Annotated in this window: 14 protein-coding genes; 6 read left to right on the top strand and 8 right to left on the bottom strand. The window is 60.5% G+C overall.

Features of this window, described 5'->3' with window-relative positions; genetic code table 11:
- Positions 1–253, bottom strand: a 253-nt coding sequence (locus O8B93_RS16275; protein ID WP_269710963.1) for a hypothetical protein, incomplete at its 3' end; no start/stop codon positions are given.
- 348 nt (positions 254–601) lie between these two features.
- On the opposite strand from O8B93_RS16275, the gene O8B93_RS16270 reads away from it, so the two are divergent.
- The 3 genes from O8B93_RS16270 to O8B93_RS16260 are packed head-to-tail and all read left to right on the top strand — an operon-like array spanning position 602 to position 3,989.
- Entirely contained in the window at positions 602–952 is a 351-nt protein-coding gene (locus tag O8B93_RS16270; protein ID WP_142843646.1) for a DUF3088 domain-containing protein, read from the top strand.
- Between the two features lie 40 nt (positions 953–992).
- Positions 993–2,588 carry an ABC transporter substrate-binding protein gene (locus O8B93_RS16265; RefSeq protein ID WP_269710962.1) on the top strand — a complete coding sequence of 532 codons (1,596 nt, stop codon included), beginning with the start codon at positions 993–995 and terminating at the stop codon, positions 2,586–2,588.
- A 48-nt stretch (positions 2,589–2,636) separates the two neighbouring features.
- Complete coding sequence (locus tag O8B93_RS16260) at positions 2,637–3,989, top strand: LLM class flavin-dependent oxidoreductase (RefSeq protein WP_269710961.1); 1,353 nt, start codon at positions 2,637–2,639, stop codon at positions 3,987–3,989.
- A gap of 16 nt (positions 3,990–4,005) precedes the next feature.
- On the opposite strand, the gene O8B93_RS16255 is transcribed toward O8B93_RS16260, so the two are convergent.
- The 7 genes from O8B93_RS16255 to O8B93_RS16225 form a co-directional block, all read right to left on the bottom strand.
- Positions 4,006–4,977: a LysR substrate-binding domain-containing protein gene (locus O8B93_RS16255; protein WP_269710960.1), complete on the bottom strand. Its 972-nt coding sequence runs from the start codon at positions 4,975–4,977 to the stop codon at positions 4,006–4,008.
- Between the two features lie 37 nt (positions 4,978–5,014).
- A complete protein-coding gene (locus O8B93_RS16250; protein ID WP_269710959.1) occupies positions 5,015–6,253 on the bottom strand; it encodes an acyl-CoA dehydrogenase family protein in 1,239 nt (412 codons plus the stop codon).
- A gap of 68 nt (positions 6,254–6,321) precedes the next feature.
- A complete protein-coding gene (locus tag O8B93_RS16245; RefSeq protein ID WP_269710958.1) occupies positions 6,322–7,377 on the bottom strand; it encodes an aldo/keto reductase in 1,056 nt (351 codons plus the stop codon).
- An 18-nt stretch (positions 7,378–7,395) separates the two neighbouring features.
- Complete coding sequence (locus O8B93_RS16240) at positions 7,396–8,331, bottom strand: ABC transporter ATP-binding protein (RefSeq protein ID WP_174033855.1); 936 nt, start codon at positions 8,329–8,331, stop codon at positions 7,396–7,398.
- Positions 8,309–9,307 carry an ABC transporter ATP-binding protein gene (locus O8B93_RS16235; protein ID WP_269710957.1) on the bottom strand — a complete coding sequence of 333 codons (999 nt, stop codon included), beginning with the start codon at positions 9,305–9,307 and terminating at the stop codon, positions 8,309–8,311. The genes O8B93_RS16240 and O8B93_RS16235 overlap by 23 nt, the downstream gene beginning before the upstream one ends.
- Positions 9,304–10,299 carry an ABC transporter permease gene (locus O8B93_RS16230; protein WP_065117477.1) on the bottom strand — a complete coding sequence of 332 codons (996 nt, stop codon included), beginning with the start codon at positions 10,297–10,299 and terminating at the stop codon, positions 9,304–9,306. The genes O8B93_RS16235 and O8B93_RS16230 overlap by 4 nt, the downstream gene beginning before the upstream one ends.
- Positions 10,296–11,285, bottom strand: a complete 990-nt coding sequence (locus O8B93_RS16225) for an ABC transporter permease (protein WP_065117478.1) — start codon at positions 11,283–11,285, stop codon at positions 10,296–10,298. The genes O8B93_RS16230 and O8B93_RS16225 overlap by 4 nt, the downstream gene beginning before the upstream one ends.
- Before the next feature lie 270 nt (positions 11,286–11,555).
- Here O8B93_RS16225 and O8B93_RS16220 point away from each other — a divergent pair, with 270 nt between their 5' ends.
- The 3 genes from O8B93_RS16220 to O8B93_RS16210 all read left to right on the top strand — a co-directional run bounded on the left by O8B93_RS16220 (position 11,556) and on the right by O8B93_RS16210 (position 15,436).
- Complete coding sequence (locus O8B93_RS16220) at positions 11,556–13,163, top strand: ABC transporter substrate-binding protein (RefSeq protein WP_269710956.1); 1,608 nt, start codon at positions 11,556–11,558, stop codon at positions 13,161–13,163.
- 66 nt (positions 13,164–13,229) lie between these two features.
- Positions 13,230–14,261 (top strand): ABC transporter substrate-binding protein, encoded by a 1,032-nt coding sequence (locus O8B93_RS16215; RefSeq protein ID WP_269710955.1) that lies wholly within the window; start codon positions 13,230–13,232, stop codon positions 14,259–14,261.
- Positions 14,258–15,436 carry an acyl-CoA dehydrogenase family protein gene (locus O8B93_RS16210; RefSeq protein ID WP_269710954.1) on the top strand — a complete coding sequence of 393 codons (1,179 nt, stop codon included), beginning with the start codon at positions 14,258–14,260 and terminating at the stop codon, positions 15,434–15,436. The genes O8B93_RS16215 and O8B93_RS16210 overlap by 4 nt, the downstream gene beginning before the upstream one ends.
- Positions 15,437–15,452 lie beyond the last annotated feature (16 nt).

Raw genomic sequence — 15,452 nt, 5'->3', positions numbered from 1 at the left:
TCGAAAGCGTGTGCGCGATGCCCTCTACATGGCAGCCCTTGTCGCTTATAGAATGAGATCGCCATTCGCATGCCTCATTCAAACCATGCAGGCCAAAGGCAAACCGTTCAAGGTCATGATCATCGCCATCGCCCGCAAACTGCTCGTTATCGCAAACGCCATTCTCAGAGACAAAACCACCTTCAGAACAACTTGAAACAACACGGATCAATACAGTTGCCAGCCAGCCCAAGTCCTTGGGCTGAAAGGCCATCCCGCGCCGCGCAGACGCGCCGTGGCTGGATGCCGGATCAAGCCCGGCAAGACGGTAGAGCGGTCTACGATCTTCCTCATCAACTCTAGCCCGGCAATTCTGTCGGGTTTTTTATTGCTGAAAATTGCTGTCCGGCCTTTTTTCGCTGTCGCGTGATAGCGGTATTTTCGGGAAAAACATTGCTTTTGGAACAGGCCGGCGGGAACAGCGATGCCGGCATTTGAAATTTCAAAAAAATCAATTTCATCAATAATTTAACGCAAAGCAATTCTTCGTTTCAAAGCAAGAATTGCTTTCTGGACCCACGCTTTGGCTGCCTGCACTGTGAACTGGAAATCTCACCCTCACATGATGGATGCCATGGCCAAGGACACGCTTTTTCTGATCTCCCCCGGTTTTGAAGACCCCAAGCACCCGGGTGTCCGCTTCGTCTGCCCGCATTGTAACCAGATCGAGGGTCTGCTTGCCGCCTTTCCAGACCTTGCTGGGCAGATCGATATCCGCCGTGTCGGTTTTCAGCGCCCGCGTGAGGCGGTCATCGCCGCCGTGGGTGAAGAAAACCAGTCGCTACCGCTGTTCGTCTTTGCCGGCGAGGCGCCCGCTGACGCCGCGGCAAAGGGCGATACGCACTTCATTCAGGACACCAAACGCATTTTGCAAATTCTCGCCGAGCGCCACGGGTTCCCGCAGTTGCATTGAGCTGCCGCACCCGCACATCGGATTTTTTTCGGAGACAGACATGAGCATTTCCAGACGCCAGTTTCATAAGATCGCACTTGCCGCCGGCGCATTCGTGGCGCTTCCGGGCGGCTCTTTCGCCGCTGCCGAAGAGCCCGTTTCGGGCGGCACGCTGAAGATCGTTTATTTTCCCGAGCCGACCCAGCTCGTGGCCATCAACACCAGCGCGGGCGGCCCGCAGTTCATCGGCTCAAAGATTTATGACGGGCTTTTGACCTATGACTACGAGCTGTCACCCCAGCCAAGTCTTGCGAAGGAATGGAGCGTTTCGGCCGACGGGCTGGAATATGTCTTCCATCTGCAGCCGAATGCGAAGTTCCATGACGGCAAACCGGTGACATCGGCGGATGTGGAATTTTCCATCCTGCGGCTGAAAGAGGCGCATCCGCGCGGCCGGGCGACGTTCTCGAACGTTGAAAGCGTCGATATATCAGATCCGCTCATTGCGAAGGTGAAGCTTTCCAAGCCGGCGCCGGGCCTGATCACTGCGCTTGCCTCGTCGGAATCGCCAATCGTGCCGAAGCATATTTTCGAGACCTTCAAGCCGACAGATAATCCGAAACCCGCCCAGATCATCGGCAGCGGCCCGTTCGTGCTAAAGGAGTGGGTGCCGGGCAGTCATATCCTGCTGGAGAAAAACGCCAATTATTGGGACGCGCCGCGCCCCCATCTCCACCGCGTCATCATCCGCCTCATCAACGATGCGGGCGCCCGTGCTGCCGCACTGGAAACCGGCGAAGGGGATATTGGCCCCAACCCGGTCGCGCTTGCCGATCTGGAACGGCTGAAATCCATTCCAACGCTGAAGGTGGATGACCGCATCTATGCCTATGCCGGCCAGCAGAACCAGCTCGTCATCAACCTTGAGAACGAATATCTCAAGGAGTTGAAGGTGAGGCAGGCCATCGCCCATGCCATCGACGTTCCGGCGCTCATCGATACCGTGCTTTACGGTTATGCGGTGCCGTCGCCGACGCCGATCAGCCCCGGCCTTGCGAAGTTCCACAATGCGGATATCGGTTTTGCCAAGTTCGACGTCGCGCAGGCGGAAAAACTGCTGGATGAGGCGGGCTTCCCGCGCAAGGACGGTGGCAAGCGCTTCAAGCTCAGGGTCACCACCAACCCGTTCAATCCGCAGACCTATTCGGATTTCATCGCGCAGGCGCTATCGAAGATCGGCATCGAAGCGGATATCCAGAAATTCGATTTCGGCACCTATGTGAAGGTCGTCTATACCGACCGTGCTTGGGATCTTTCGGTGGAATCCCTCTCCAACACCTTCGATCCGACGGCCGGTGTGCAGCGCGTCTATTGGAGCAAGAACTTCAAGATCGGTCTGCCGTTCTCGAATGCCAGCCATTATTCCAATCCGGAAGTGGACCGGCTGCTGGAAGCGGCGGCAGTGGAGCCGGACATCGAAAAGCGCGCGGCTTTCTTCAAGGAATTTCAGGCCGTTGTCGCCAGGGACCTTCCCGTCATCAATCTCGTCTCTCCCATCCAGCCGGTCGTCGGCAGCGTGCGCATCAAGGATTATGCGACAGGAGCAGAGGGGCTGAGCGGCAATCTCGCCAAAGCCTGGGTGACGAAGGAGGCGTGAGCCTCCTTCGGTTTCAAGCCGCGTCAGAGCGAATAAGAGGTCATTTCCATGAGCAGAAAATCCGAAAAGCTGGTTCTCAATGCCTTCATCTATCCGGGCGGACATCATGAGGCTGCATGGCGGCATCCGGATTCGGAGCCCCATCGCGTCACCGATATAAAGCTCTATCAGGATATCGCCCGCAAGGCCGAGGCGGCGAAGCTGGATGCCATCTTCTTTGCCGATGCGCCGGTGCTGGATGCCAATATTCGCTATGCCGCCCGTCACCGGCTGGAGCCAATCACCATGCTTTCGGCCCTCGCCGCCGTCACCGAAAAGATCGGTTTTATTGCCACGGCCTCCACCACCTATTACGAGCCCTACAATCTCGCGCGGCTGTTTGCGTCCGTCGATCATATCAGCGGCGGCCGGGTTGGCTGGAACATCGTCACGACCTCGGCGGATGCTGCGGCCGGCAACTTCAATCTCCAGAGGCATCCGCCGCATGCCGACCGTTACCGCCAGGCCATCGAGTTCGTCGATGTGGTGACGAAGCTCTGGGACAGCTGGGAAGACGATGCCATCGTCGCCGACAAGGAAAGCGGTCTGTTTGCCGAGACGGACCGCATCCACCCCGCCAATCACGATGGCGAATTTTATCGGGTGCGGGGCGCGCTCAACGTGCCGCGTTCACCACAGGGCCGGCCGGTCTATGTGCAGGCAGGCTCCTCGGAGGAGGGCCGTGGTTTTGCGGCGCACTATGCTGAGGCAATCTTTACCGCGCATCAGACTCTGGAGAGTGCGCGGTCTTTTTATTCTGACATCAAGCGGCGCGTGGCGGCCACGGGGCGCAACCCCGCCCATGTGAAAATCCTGCCTGGTATCAGCCCCTTTATTGCACCAACCGAGGAGGAGGCACGCAAACTTGAGGCCTCCTTCAACGATCTCATCCAGCCGGCCTTTTCGCTCGGGCAATTGCAGCGCATCACCGGCATAGACCTGTCATCGGCCGATCTTGACCAGCCGCTGCCAATAGAGGCCGTCGAGGCGACACGCGCGCAGGCGGATAGCAGCCGCCATCAGCTGGTTCTTGATGTCATCGACCGGGAAAACCCGACGATCCGGCAATTGCTGCACCGGCTCGCCGGCGGGCGCGGCCACAAGGTGATATCAGGCACACCGGAACAGGTGGCGGACTGGATAGAGACCTGGTTCCGCGAAGGCGCAGCCGATGGTTTCAACATCATGCCGCCATGGCTGAATGGCGGGTTCGATATCTTCGTGGATGAGGTGGTGCCGATCCTGAAACGGCGAGGCCTGTTCCGTGAGGATTACGAAGGCGATACGCTGCGCGACCATTATGGCCTGCCACGGCCGGATAATATCTACGCGGCCAGAGAGTTGCAAAGGGAACGCGCCTGAGGTGGGACGGGCGTGTTCAGGCGGCGGCTTCGAGGGAGCGTATATCCTCGCGCAACAGAGCGAGTAGAGATGTGACCTCCGGCAGCCGCCGCCTGTCAGGACTGGTCAGCAGGTGATAACGGCTGGCAGTCGGCTGCGGTGAGCCGAAGGGGGCGATAAGACGGCCGTTTTTTAGTTCCTCCGAAATCAGCGAGTGGCGCGCGAGGCCGATGCCATGGCCGGATAAGATTGCTTCTATCAGCGCCGTCTGGCGCGAAAACCGTGGGCCTGTCGCCGAAAGCCGGAGCGGAATGCGGCACGCGCGCAGCCAGTTCGCCCATTCGAAGGCGGCGTCCAGGCCATTGCCGCGCAACATCGCAAAGCCGAGACCCCGCAATTGGGCGGGCTCGCCTGCAAGCCCATGGCGGGTTGCGAACTGCGGAGTGCAGACAGCGCTAACGGTATCGGCGAAAAGCGGCTCGTGAAGAAAGCCCGGAATTTGCGCGTGGGTGGCGACGATGGCGCAATCGGCATCAAAATGGGTGAGATCGACGGTTTCACCCTCGATGGATTCGATCGAAAGCTCGACGTCTCCGAGGGCGGGAACGATGCTGCCCAGCCGCGGCGCCAGCCAGCGGGCGGCAAAGCAACCCTCCGCCAGAACCTTCAACTGCGGTCGGGCATTCGAAACAATCAGGTCGGAAAGACTGCCGATCATGGTCTCGAAAGCATCGGCAAGGCCGGGATAAAGCGCGCTGCCGGCATCTGTCAGCAGCAATTCACCGCGCTGGCGGCTGAAAAGCGGCTGGCCGAGATGGGTTTCGAGAATGCGGACCTGCTGGCCGATGGCGGCGGTGGAGACATGCAGTTCCTCCGCCGCCCGCGAGAAGCTCGCATGGCGGGCGGCCACGACAAAGGCGCGCAAGGCGGTCAGCGGCGGCAGCCTGGAAAGTGTGGGCAGGCGAAAAGCTGCCCGGCTCGCGGCGGGGGCGACAAACTCCGTTCTCATTGCTGTTCCTCCTTTGCCGCCTGCATCTTCCGCATGGTCAGAACACCCGGCCTTCCCTGAGATGCGTCGTGGTGCCATTGAGGTAATAGTCACCAATCACCCGCGCTTTGTGGGCAAGCGGATTGTGATTGTAGACAGTGCGGATGTTGCGCCAGTGGCGGTCGAAATTGCGCCCGCTCGAGGTCGCCGAGCCGCCGCCGAGCTCATAGAGGTTGGTGGCGACGGTCAGCGAAAGCTGCGAGGCGATGATCTGGGTGCGGGCGGTGGCAAGCGAGCCTTCCATCAGGGCTGCCTCAATGGCCTCTTCGTCACCATTCGCGAAGGCGGCAGCCGTTCGGTCGAGCGTTCTGGCCGCTTCGCGGATGAGTGTCTTGACGGCGAAAGCGCCGGCGCTGATTTCACCCAGCATCTTCTGCACGAAGGGGTCCTGATTGGCGGTTTCCGCAGCGCTGTGAAGCGTGGTGCGCGCCTGGCGCAAAACATATTCCACACCGTCATTAAGCGCGCCCTGAACGGCGCCGGCAGCAGACGCAGCAAGGTGCAGCTGCCGCATGGCCGAGCTGTGGCGGCCGATCTGGGTGCCGAGCTTGCGGGTTGTCAGCTCATGAGGCAGCACCTCGACATTTTCAAGCAGCACGCCGCCGCTTGCGGTCATACGCTGGCCCATGCTGTCCCAGTCGTCGAGGATGGTGATGCCAGTGCGATCAAGCGGAATGAGCACGCCGATCGGCTGCTCGTCATCGCCAATGGCGCTGAAGGTGCCGAAATCGGCAAAGGCGGTGCCGGTCGCATACCATTTGCGGCCGTTCAGCCGGTAGCGGTCGCCATCGGCACTCAGTCGCGTGGTGATTTCGCCGGGGCGTTTGGTGCCCTGTTCGGTGCTGGCGCCCGCGAAGAGCTTGCCGGCGAGGACATGTTCAAGATGCCGCCGGTCCTCCAGCTCGATGGGGGCAAGGGCAAGATTTTCGGTGAAATTGAAATGGCTGCGCAGCGCGTGCGGAATATTGCTGTCGGCTTCGCCGAGGATCATCAGCACTTCGATATAGTCGGCAATCGAGCCGCCCGGTCCGCCCTTGGCTTCGGGGACACGCAGTGTGCCGATCTTTGCCTCCTTGATGAGGGCGAAGATATCGAAGGGCAGTTCCCGCTGGCGCTCGCGACGGGCGGCATCCCGGGCCGCGATAGCCGCAATGTCCTTTGCTCGGGCCAGGATCTCGTCACGGCTCGGCACGCCGGAATTGTCGGTGGTGGTTGTTTGCAGTTTCGGATTGGACATTGCAGCTTTCCCTGAGCGGATGTGAGGGCCTGCGGCACGGCGCGCCGCAGGCATGTTCGTCTGGACGATCAGGCGACCGCACGCGGCTTGAGCGCCGGGCGGTGTGCGGCTTCGAGATTGCGCGGCACGCGGCCTTCGACGGGATGGCTCGGATCGTTGAAACCGGGTGTCGAGGGATGGCCTGTTGTCACAAGGCTGTCGACCAGTGCTTCATCTTCGGCATCGATTTTCACATCGAGGGCGCGGATATAGCCGTTCCAGTGCTCTTCGGTGCGCGGGCCGGTGATGGCCGCGGTGACGAACTTGTTGTTCAGTACCCAGGCCAGCGCGAAATCCGCCGCCGAAACGCCCTTCGAAACGGCATGGGCCGCGATCTTCTGGGCGATTTCAACCGATTCCGGACGCCATTCCGTTTCCAGAACGCGCTTGTCGCCCCGGCCGACGCGGGTATCGGCGCCCGGCTGTTCGCCCGGCTGATATTTGCCTGTCAGTACGCCGCGTGCGAGTGGCGAATAGGACACGACACCAAGGCCATAGTGATTGGCCGCCGGCAGCTGCTCGGCTTCGGCCGTGCGGTTGACGATGTTGTAGAGCGGCTGGCTGGCAACCGGCCGGTCGATGCCGAGCTGGTCGGCCAGATGCGAAATTTCACCGATGCGCCAGCCCCGGAAGTTCGAAACGCCGAAATAGCGCAGCTTGCCGGCGCGGATGAGATCGGCGATGGCGCGCACCGGCTCTTCCAGCGGCGCATCGAAGACGGCGCGGTGGAAATAGAGGATGTCGATATAGTCGGTGTTGAGGCGGCGCAGCGAATTTTCGACGGTTTCGATCACCCATTTGCGCGAATGGCCGCCAAGGTTCGGGCCCTTGGTATGGGAATTGACGAATTTCGTCGCCAGAACCCAGTGATCGCGCGTGGACTTGATGCCGCGGCCAACGACCTCTTCCGACTTGCCGTCGTGATAGACATCGGCGGTGTCGATGAAGTTGATGCCCTGTTCGCGCGCCTTGTCGATGATGCGGAAGGCCACGTCATCCGGTGTCGGGCCTCCGAACATCATCGTGCCAAGGCTCAGCGGTGAAACTTTCAGCGCGCTGCGTCCGAGATAGCGATAGTCGACCATTATGGTTACTCCTTTAAGTTATTGGGCATGGTGGCAGGCCACGGCGTGGTTCTTGCCGAAAAGGGTGTAATCCGGCGCTTTTTCGCGACAGAGATCGGTGGCGAGCGGGCAGCGTGTGTGAAACCGGCAGCCGGATGGCGGATCGTGCGGGCTCGGCAGATCGCCGGAAATGGGCGCGGCCTGCTTGCGGCGGGCGGGATCCGGAACGGCAGCGAGAAGGGCGCGAGTATAAGGGTGCTTCGGAGAAGCCCAGAGTTCCGATGTCGGTGCGCTTTCGACGATCTTGCCGAGATACATGACCAGCACGCGGTCGGAAAAATAACGCACCACGGACAGATCATGTGAGACGAAGAGATAGGACAGCGAAAGCCGCTTTTTCATCTCCACCAGAAGATTGAGGATCTGCGCCTGTATCGAAAGATCGAGCGCCGAGACCGGCTCGTCGCAGACCACCAGTTCCGGTTCCAAAACCAGGGCGCGGGCAATGCCGATGCGCTGGCGCTGACCGCCGGAAAATTCATGCGGATAACGGTCGAGCGAATCCGTGGGCAGGCCAACCTGCGCGACGATGGCTTCAACAATCTCCCGCTGGCGCGCCCGGTCGCCGATGCCGTGCACTTTCAGCGGCCCGGTAAGGATGGTGCGCACCGTCTGTCGCGGATTGAGGGAGGCGAAGGGATCCTGAAAGATCATCTGGATGCGGCGGCGTATGCCGCGCAGCTGCGAAGGCGTCATTGCCGTCACATCAGCGCCCTTGAAGGTGATCCTGCCGGAAGACGGCTCGACCAGACGCATCAGCGACTTGCCGAGCGAGGATTTGCCGCAGCCGGATTCGCCCACCAGTGCCACGGTTTCGCCCGCCTCGATATCAAGCGAGACGTCATCGACGGCGCGCACGGTGCCGCGTCCGCCCGTATAGTGGGTGGAAAGACTATGCACTGACAAGAGCGTCATCGGACACCTCCTGGGATGTGGGAGCAACGAAGGGGCAGGCGGCGTAGCGGCCTTCCGAAATCGGCCTCAGCGGCGGCACGAACTGCCCGCAGAAACCACGGGCGCTCGGACAGCGTGGCCGGAAGGCGCAACCGCGTTCCCCCGTGGCGGAAACGATGGAGCCCGGAATCTCGATGAGCGGCCCGTCGCGATAATGCTGGCCGTCTTCCGCGCGCGGCGAGGCGGCAAGCAGGCCGCGCGTATAGGGATGGTAGGGGTTGGAGAAAACCGGTTCCGGCAATCCCTCCTCCACCTTGCGGCCGGCATACATGACCATCACCCGGTCTGCCCATTGTGCCACGATGCCGAGATCATGGGTGATGAGGATGACCGCCATGTTGAGATCGCGGCGCAGATTGTCGAGCAGCTGCAGGATCTGCGCCTGTATCGTCACGTCAAGTGCCGTCGTCGCCTCGTCGGCGATCAAGAGTTTCGGATTGCAGGCAACGCCGATGGCGATCATCACACGCTGGCGCATGCCGCCGGAAAGCTGGTGCGGATAATCATCCACCCGGCGGCCCGCATCGGGGATGTTGACGAGGTCCAGCAGTTCGATGGCGCGTTTGCGCGCCTGATGCCGGTCGATCTTCTCATGGATGCGCAGCACCTCGATGATCTGTTCGCCGACCGTCAGCACGGGGTTGAGCGAGGTCATCGGCTCCTGAAAGATCATCCCTATATCCCGGCCGCGAATGCCGCGCCATTGCCGCTCGGAAAGCGGCAGCAGATCGCGGCCCTCGAGCAGAACCCGGCCGCCGGTCTTGGCGTGGGAGGGCAGGAGGCCGATCAGGCCAAGCGCCGTCAGGGATTTGCCGGAGCCGCTTTCGCCGACGATCGCCAGCATTTCGCCGGGACTGACATCGAAACTGACGCCTTTGACCGGCTGGGCAGAGCCGAAGCTGACGGAGAGATCATGGACTTCGATCAGTTTGTTCATCGGCGTTCCTCCGAAAAACGGGGGTTGAGCGCATCGTTGAGGCCATCGCTGATGAGGTTCAGCGAAATGACAGTGAAGACGATGGCAAGACCGGGAAGGGCGGTCAGATACCAGGCCGTGCGGATGACATCACGGCCGGAACCGATCATCGAACCCCAGGAGACACGGTTGGGATCGCCAAGCCCCATGAAGGACAGCGCTGCTTCCATGAGGATCGCCCCCGCCACCATGACCGAGGAGGTGACGATGATCGGCGGCAGCGCATTGGGCAGGATTTCCTGAAAGACGATGCGGGCATGGCCATAACCGAGGCTACGAGCGGCGAGCACATAATCCTTTTCGCGGATGGCGCGGAATTCCGCACGGGTAAGACGCGCAACGAGCGGCCAGGTGATGATGCCGATGGCCGACGTGACCGTGGTGACAGACGGCTGGGCGATGGCGACCAGCACTACCAAGAGCACGAAATTCGGCAAGGTCTGGAAGATTTCGATGAGCTTGACGAGGATATCGTCGATGACGCCGCCGAAATAACCGGCGAAGGCGCCAACGGCGATGCCGATGGTGAGCCCGATCAGCGTTGCCACGACACCGACGGTGAGGGAAATGCGTGCGCCATGCACGATGCCGGCCAGAACATCCCGGCCCATGGAATCAGTGCCGAGCGGATAGGCCGCGTTCTGGCCCGGCCACAGGAACGGGCGGGCCACCATTTCCAGGGGATCGCCGGGATAGATCAACGGGGCGATCAGTGCGGTGACGATGACAGTGGCGAGAAACAAGAGCCCGACGATGGCATTGGGATTGGTGAGGAAGATTTTCAGTTCGCGCCGCAGTCCACGTCGCGGCACGGAGACGGAGCGGGCCGAAAGCGCATCCGGGGCATGGATATAAGGCCATGCCTTTTCTTCCGGCTTTTTCGGTTTGGGATTGGTCTCTTCAGCGCCAAGTTCCGCCGTGTTGAGAACCGCTGTCGTGTGGGAAGAATTCATCGGCTTTCTCCGATGCGGGGGTCAAGCCATGCCTGCAACAGGTCCACGGCCGCATTGACGATGATGACGACGAGGGAGGAGAGAAGCAGAATGCCGAGCAGCACGCTGAAATCGCGCGCCATGACGGCTTCGAAAGCGAGGCGGCCAAGGCCCGGCCAGCTGAAGACGGTTTCAACCACGACGGCGCCGCCGAGCAGGCCGCCAATATGCATGCCGGCCATGGTGGTGATGGGTATGAGCGCGTTGCGCAGGATATGGCGTGTGGTGAGCCTGATCGGCGAAACGCCTTTGGCACGCGCCGTGCGCACATAGTCTTGGGATTTCACCTCCAGCATCGCCGCGCGGGTGAGGCGGGCATAAATGGCCAGAAAATAGAGCGCCAGCGACAGGGCAGGGAGCACGATGTAACGCAGCCTGTCGAGAAAGGCTGAAAAGCCGGTAAGGCTGCTGCCGATGGTGCTGTCACCGCCGGACGGAAGCCAGCCGAGCTTGACCGAAAAGGTCAGGATCAGCATCAGGCCGATCCAGAAACCCGGTACGGAATAAAAGATCAGTGAGCCAATCGAAATGATCCGGTCCGGCAGCTTGCCGGAGAAGAGCGCCATGATGGAGCCGAGGAACACGCCGACGAAGATCGCGATACCAAGGGCTGCGCCCATCAGCGCAAGCGTGCCGGGCAGGCGCTGGCCGATAAGGTCTGCCACCGGCATGCCGTATCGCGGCGAAAAACCAAGGCTGAACTGGGCCAGATTGCCGAGATAGTTCATCAGCTGATGCAGAACCGGCAAATCCAGTCCAAAGCGGGAGCGTATTTCCGCCATGGTCTCGACGGTTGCCGAACCCGCTTCCGCCGCCAGCACATCGGCGGCATCGCCGGGCGCCAGCTGCAGCAGGAAGAAGTTCAGGATGACGATACCGAGAACCGTCGGAATGGCCTGAATGGCCACCCGTCTTGCCTGCGATAAAATCCGTTTCGAATTCGACATCGGCTCCAGTCCGTAAGCGTGGGAAACATAAAATCAGCCTCTAAAGGCGCGGCTATTAGTTGACTAATTTTATGGAATTTGTCAAAGAGTAATAGAATTATTTTCTGAAATTTACGGAAATATGCGCCATAAAGAAAAGATAATTCCCAGTTACGAGAATGGTTGGTTCTTCATGCCAAACTCACTCTCCTCTGCGGAACAAACTTCTTCCTAAGCGCGACCGTTCAGTTTGCGGGTTTTTCGCCGGTTCAATCAAGGAGAGGGTATCGCATGACTATTTTCAACCAGACGACGCGGCGAGGGTTTCTACTGGCGTCGGTGGCGCTTGGCGTGGTGTCTTTGCCAGGGCTGAAGCTCCTCGCGGCGGAGCCGGCAAGTGGCGGCACGGCCACCCTGCTCATCTCATCGGAACCGCCGGTGCTGACGACGATCGCGCATACGGCCTATAATTCCGTCTATATATCGCCAAAGGTGACCGAAGGTCTGCTGACCTATGATTTCGATCTCAATCCCAAGCCGCTGCTGGCCAAATCATGGGATGTGAGCGCGGATGGCCTGCGTTACACCTTTAAACTGAGGCCTGGCGTGAAGTGGCATGACGGCAAGCCGTTTACATCCGCCGATGTGGCTTTCTCCATCAATACAATCAAGGAAGTGCATCCGCGCGGCCGTAATACATTCCTGAACCTTACCAGCGTAGAGACGCCTGATGAGTTGACGGCGGTTCTGGTTCTTTCCAAACCAGCGCCATACCTGATAACGGCGCTCGCCGCCGCCGAAACGCCCATCGTGCCGAAACATCTCTATGAAGGCACGAAAGTCACGAAAAACCCGGTCAATCTCGCCCCCATCGGCACCGGCCCGTTCAAGTTCAAGGAGTGGGTGCGCGGCAGCCATATCGTTTTTGAGCGCAATGCCGATTATTGGGATGCGCCGCGCCCCTATCTCGACAAGCTGATCGTGCGCTTCATTCCTGACGCTTCCGCCCGCGCGATTGCCATTGAAACCGGTGAGATCGATCTCGCCCCCAGCACGCCGGTCGCCTATAGCGATCTCGACCGCCTGAAAGAGCTTCCGAGCCTCGGCTTCGAGACCAATGGCTATCAATATACCAATTCAATCAGCCGCGTGGAATTCAACCTGGAAAAGGATGTGTTCAAGGATGTGCGCGTCCGTCGCGCCTTCGCGCATGTGATCGACCGCAACGTCATATTCAACACCGTTAATTACGGTTACGGCGCGACCATTACCGGGCCGATCAATCCCAAGCTGACGAAATGGTTCGTTGATGATCTGAAAACCTATCCGATCGATCTGAAGGCCGCCGAAGCGCTTCTCGATGAGGCCGGATACAAGCGCGGCGCGGATGGCATCCGTTTCAAGCTCAATCTGGATTATGTGCCCAGCACCGAAGCCTATCCGCGCGGCGCGGATTATATTCGCCAGGCGCTGGCGAAAGTCGGCGTCGACGTGACGGTGCGCACGCAGGATTTCGCCACCTATACCAAGCGTATCTACACGGATCGCGATTTCGATTTTGCCTATGAGGGCATGAGCAATCTCTTCGATCCCACCGTCGGCGTGCAGCGGCTTTACTGGTCGAAGAACTTCAAGAAGGGCGTGCCTTTCTCCAATGGTGCGGCCTACAGTAATCCGAAGGTGGATGCGCTTCTCGAAGCCGCCGCCATCGAGATCGATCCGGACAAGCGCGTTGCGCAATGGAAGGAAATCCAGCAGATCCTCGTAGAGGATGTGCCGGCCATCGATATCGTAGCAGCACCAGAAATTACCATCTTCAACAAGCGTATCGCCGATCACACCATCGGTGCCGAAGGTGTGGCGGGAAGCCTCGCCTTCGCGCATATCGCCGCATCCTGATCGTTTCACCAGACCCGGCCCCTTTGCTGCGGGCCGGGACTTTTCCCTTTCATCGAGGACAAAGCCATGAGCACGTCACTTTCTGAAATCTGGTACACACGCTGCCCGGTGCCCACGCCCGTGGGACTGGCGGCGCAGCTCGGTTATCTCGGGCAGACCTTCGAGGAGGTCGGCATATCGCTGAAATCCATCATCGATTCGCCTGACCGCTCCGTTCGTCAGAGCCATTTCAACCACACGCTGGAATGGTCCTTCCGTCACGGCGGCAATGTGCCGCCCATCCGCGCCCGTTCGGAAGGGCGCAATACGCGCCTTGTCGGCATTACCTGGACGGATGAGTTTCAGGCAATCATCACCCTGCCGGAGACCGGTATTCGCTCAGTTGCCGATCTTGTCGGTCGCCGTTTCGGCGTGCCGCGCAGGCCGGAAGGCATTGTCGATTTCATGCGGGCGACGGCGCTGAAGGGGATCGTCTCGGCGCTTTCGCTGGAAGGGCTGACGGTAGAGGATGTCGAACTGAAGGATATCGTCATCACGGATTCGGTGCTGGCCTCGCAGGAAGGACCGTTGCTTTTCGGGCTGAAGCGCCGACAGTCTTTCGGTGAGGAGATCATCGCGCTGCTGCGGGGTGAGGTCGACGCGATCTTCGTCAAGGGAACGGCGGGTATTGCTGCCGCCAATCTGATCGGTGCGGTGCAGGTGGTGGAATTCGGTTTTCATCCCGATCCGAAAATACGCATCAATTCCGGTTCGCCCCGGGTGCTGACGGTTGATGGGCGGCTTGCCGATGAGCGTCCCGATCTGGTGGAGCGGCTGGTTGGTGCTATCGGCAAAGCCTCGCTCTGGGCGGAGCAGCATCCGGAAGAAACCCGTCGTTTTATTGCCCGTGAGGCCGGCGCGACGGAGGAGCAGGTTCTGGCCGCCAACGGGCCGGAGGTCCACCGCCATCTCGGCCTTGGCCTTGATGCGGACCTTGTCGCCGCTGTCGGTCACTACAAGGATTTCCTGCATCAATGGGGTTTCCTTGAAAACGACTTCGATCTCGGCGAATGGATTGACGATCGTTTCGTGACGGCGAGTGAAAGGGCGGTGGCATGAGTGGTGCGTTATCCGCCGTTCCGCGCCCGCCGGAGCAGCAGTCCAGCCCCGTTGCGGTTGCAACTGCGCTGGCCGACGATTTCAGCCTGACGGCGGCGGACCATGACAAAAGCGGCGAATTCGCCGCCGGCAATTTCGAAGCGCTTTTCAAGTCCGGCCTGCTGGGTCTCGTCACGGCTGAAAAGGATGGCGGCTGGGGCGAGGGCATGGAAACGGCACATGCCGTCATCGCGGCCATTGCCAGGGGCGATCCGTCCACCGCCCTCATTCTCGCCATGCATTACAGCGTTCATGCCGCGATACGGCGCGGCAAGTGGCCGGTGGCACTTGCTTCAAGGGTGCTGGCCGCCAATAGCAGGGAGCCGGCGCTTTTGAACAATGCGCAGGCGGAACCGGGGGTCGGTTCGCCGGCCCATGGCGGCCTGCCGGAAACGACGGCGCGGATCGAGGGCGATGTCTGGGTTGTCAATGGCCGCAAAAGTTTCGTCACCGGCCTGCCGGGTCTGAAATGGGCGATCGTGCTCGCCGCGACGACGGAAGAGGCGCCGCGCCTGATCCAGCTTCTGGTACCGCTCGATGCGCCGGGCATCACCCAGGAAAAGGCATGGGAGGCGACCGGCATGTATGCCACCGCAAGCCATGACCTGGTGCTGAAGGAGGTAAGGGTGGCGCTTGCCGATATCGTTGCCGAACAGCCGGCGGATGAGCCGTTGCGGCGCGATGAGGCAGACGGCTATAATTTCTTCGCGCTGCTGGCTTCCGTCTATCACGGTGTTGCGCTTTCAGCACGTGACGATCTCTTGCGCCATCTGAATGGCCATGTCCCGGCAAGCCTTGGTGCGCCGCTCTCCTCCATTCCCCGCATTCAGGAAGGTCTCGGCCAGATCGAGGTGCTTCTTGCGGCAAGCCGGCGCCTGCTTCTTTCCGTCGCCCGTGATATCGATGCGGGAGAGCGGGTGGGTACGGATGCGCTGGCCGTTCGCCATGTGGTGATCGACAATGCGGTGGCGGTGACCGATCTGGCGCTGGACCTTGGCGGCAATCGCGGCCTGCGGCGGGACTACAATCTCGAACGCCATCACCGCGATGCGATCACGGCAAGGGCGCATGCGCCGCAAAGTCACATGATCCGCACGATTCTCGGCCGTCAGAGCATCAAGGCGGCGGGCGGCTGATTGGCGGAAGCACCGG

The organism is Martinezella rhizogenes, from assembly GCF_027460065.1.
Lineage (GTDB): Bacteria > Pseudomonadota > Alphaproteobacteria > Rhizobiales > Rhizobiaceae > Agrobacterium > Agrobacterium rhizogenes_C.
Note: the sequence above shows the minus strand (reverse complement) of the source record. Positions and strands in the feature narration are given on the sequence as shown.

Bases quoted from the DNA above. Each gene is read 5' to 3' on its own strand.
- O8B93_RS16230 (WP_065117477.1), bottom strand. From the start codon at position 10,299: ATGAATTCTTCCCACACGACAGCGGTTCTCAACACGGCGGAACTTGGC.
- O8B93_RS16265 (WP_269710962.1), top strand. From the start codon at position 993: ATGAGCATTTCCAGACGCCAGTTTCATAAGATCGCACTTGCCGCCGGC.
- O8B93_RS16270 (WP_142843646.1), top strand. From the start codon at position 602: ATGATGGATGCCATGGCCAAGGACACGCTTTTTCTGATCTCCCCCGGT.
- O8B93_RS16240 (WP_174033855.1), bottom strand. From the start codon at position 8,331: ATGACGCTCTTGTCAGTGCATAGTCTTTCCACCCACTATACGGGCGGA.
- O8B93_RS16215 (WP_269710955.1), top strand. From the start codon at position 13,230: ATGAGCACGTCACTTTCTGAAATCTGGTACACACGCTGCCCGGTGCCC.
- O8B93_RS16260 (WP_269710961.1), top strand. From the start codon at position 2,637: ATGAGCAGAAAATCCGAAAAGCTGGTTCTCAATGCCTTCATCTATCCG.
- O8B93_RS16220 (WP_269710956.1), top strand. From the start codon at position 11,556: ATGACTATTTTCAACCAGACGACGCGGCGAGGGTTTCTACTGGCGTCG.
- O8B93_RS16210 (WP_269710954.1), top strand. From the start codon at position 14,258: ATGAGTGGTGCGTTATCCGCCGTTCCGCGCCCGCCGGAGCAGCAGTCC.
- O8B93_RS16245 (WP_269710958.1), bottom strand. From the start codon at position 7,377: ATGGTCGACTATCGCTATCTCGGACGCAGCGCGCTGAAAGTTTCACCG.
- O8B93_RS16235 (WP_269710957.1), bottom strand. From the start codon at position 9,307: ATGAACAAACTGATCGAAGTCCATGATCTCTCCGTCAGCTTCGGCTCT.
- O8B93_RS16225 (WP_065117478.1), bottom strand. From the start codon at position 11,285: ATGTCGAATTCGAAACGGATTTTATCGCAGGCAAGACGGGTGGCCATT.
- O8B93_RS16255 (WP_269710960.1), bottom strand. From the start codon at position 4,977: ATGAGAACGGAGTTTGTCGCCCCCGCCGCGAGCCGGGCAGCTTTTCGC.
- O8B93_RS16250 (WP_269710959.1), bottom strand. From the start codon at position 6,253: ATGTCCAATCCGAAACTGCAAACAACCACCACCGACAATTCCGGCGTG.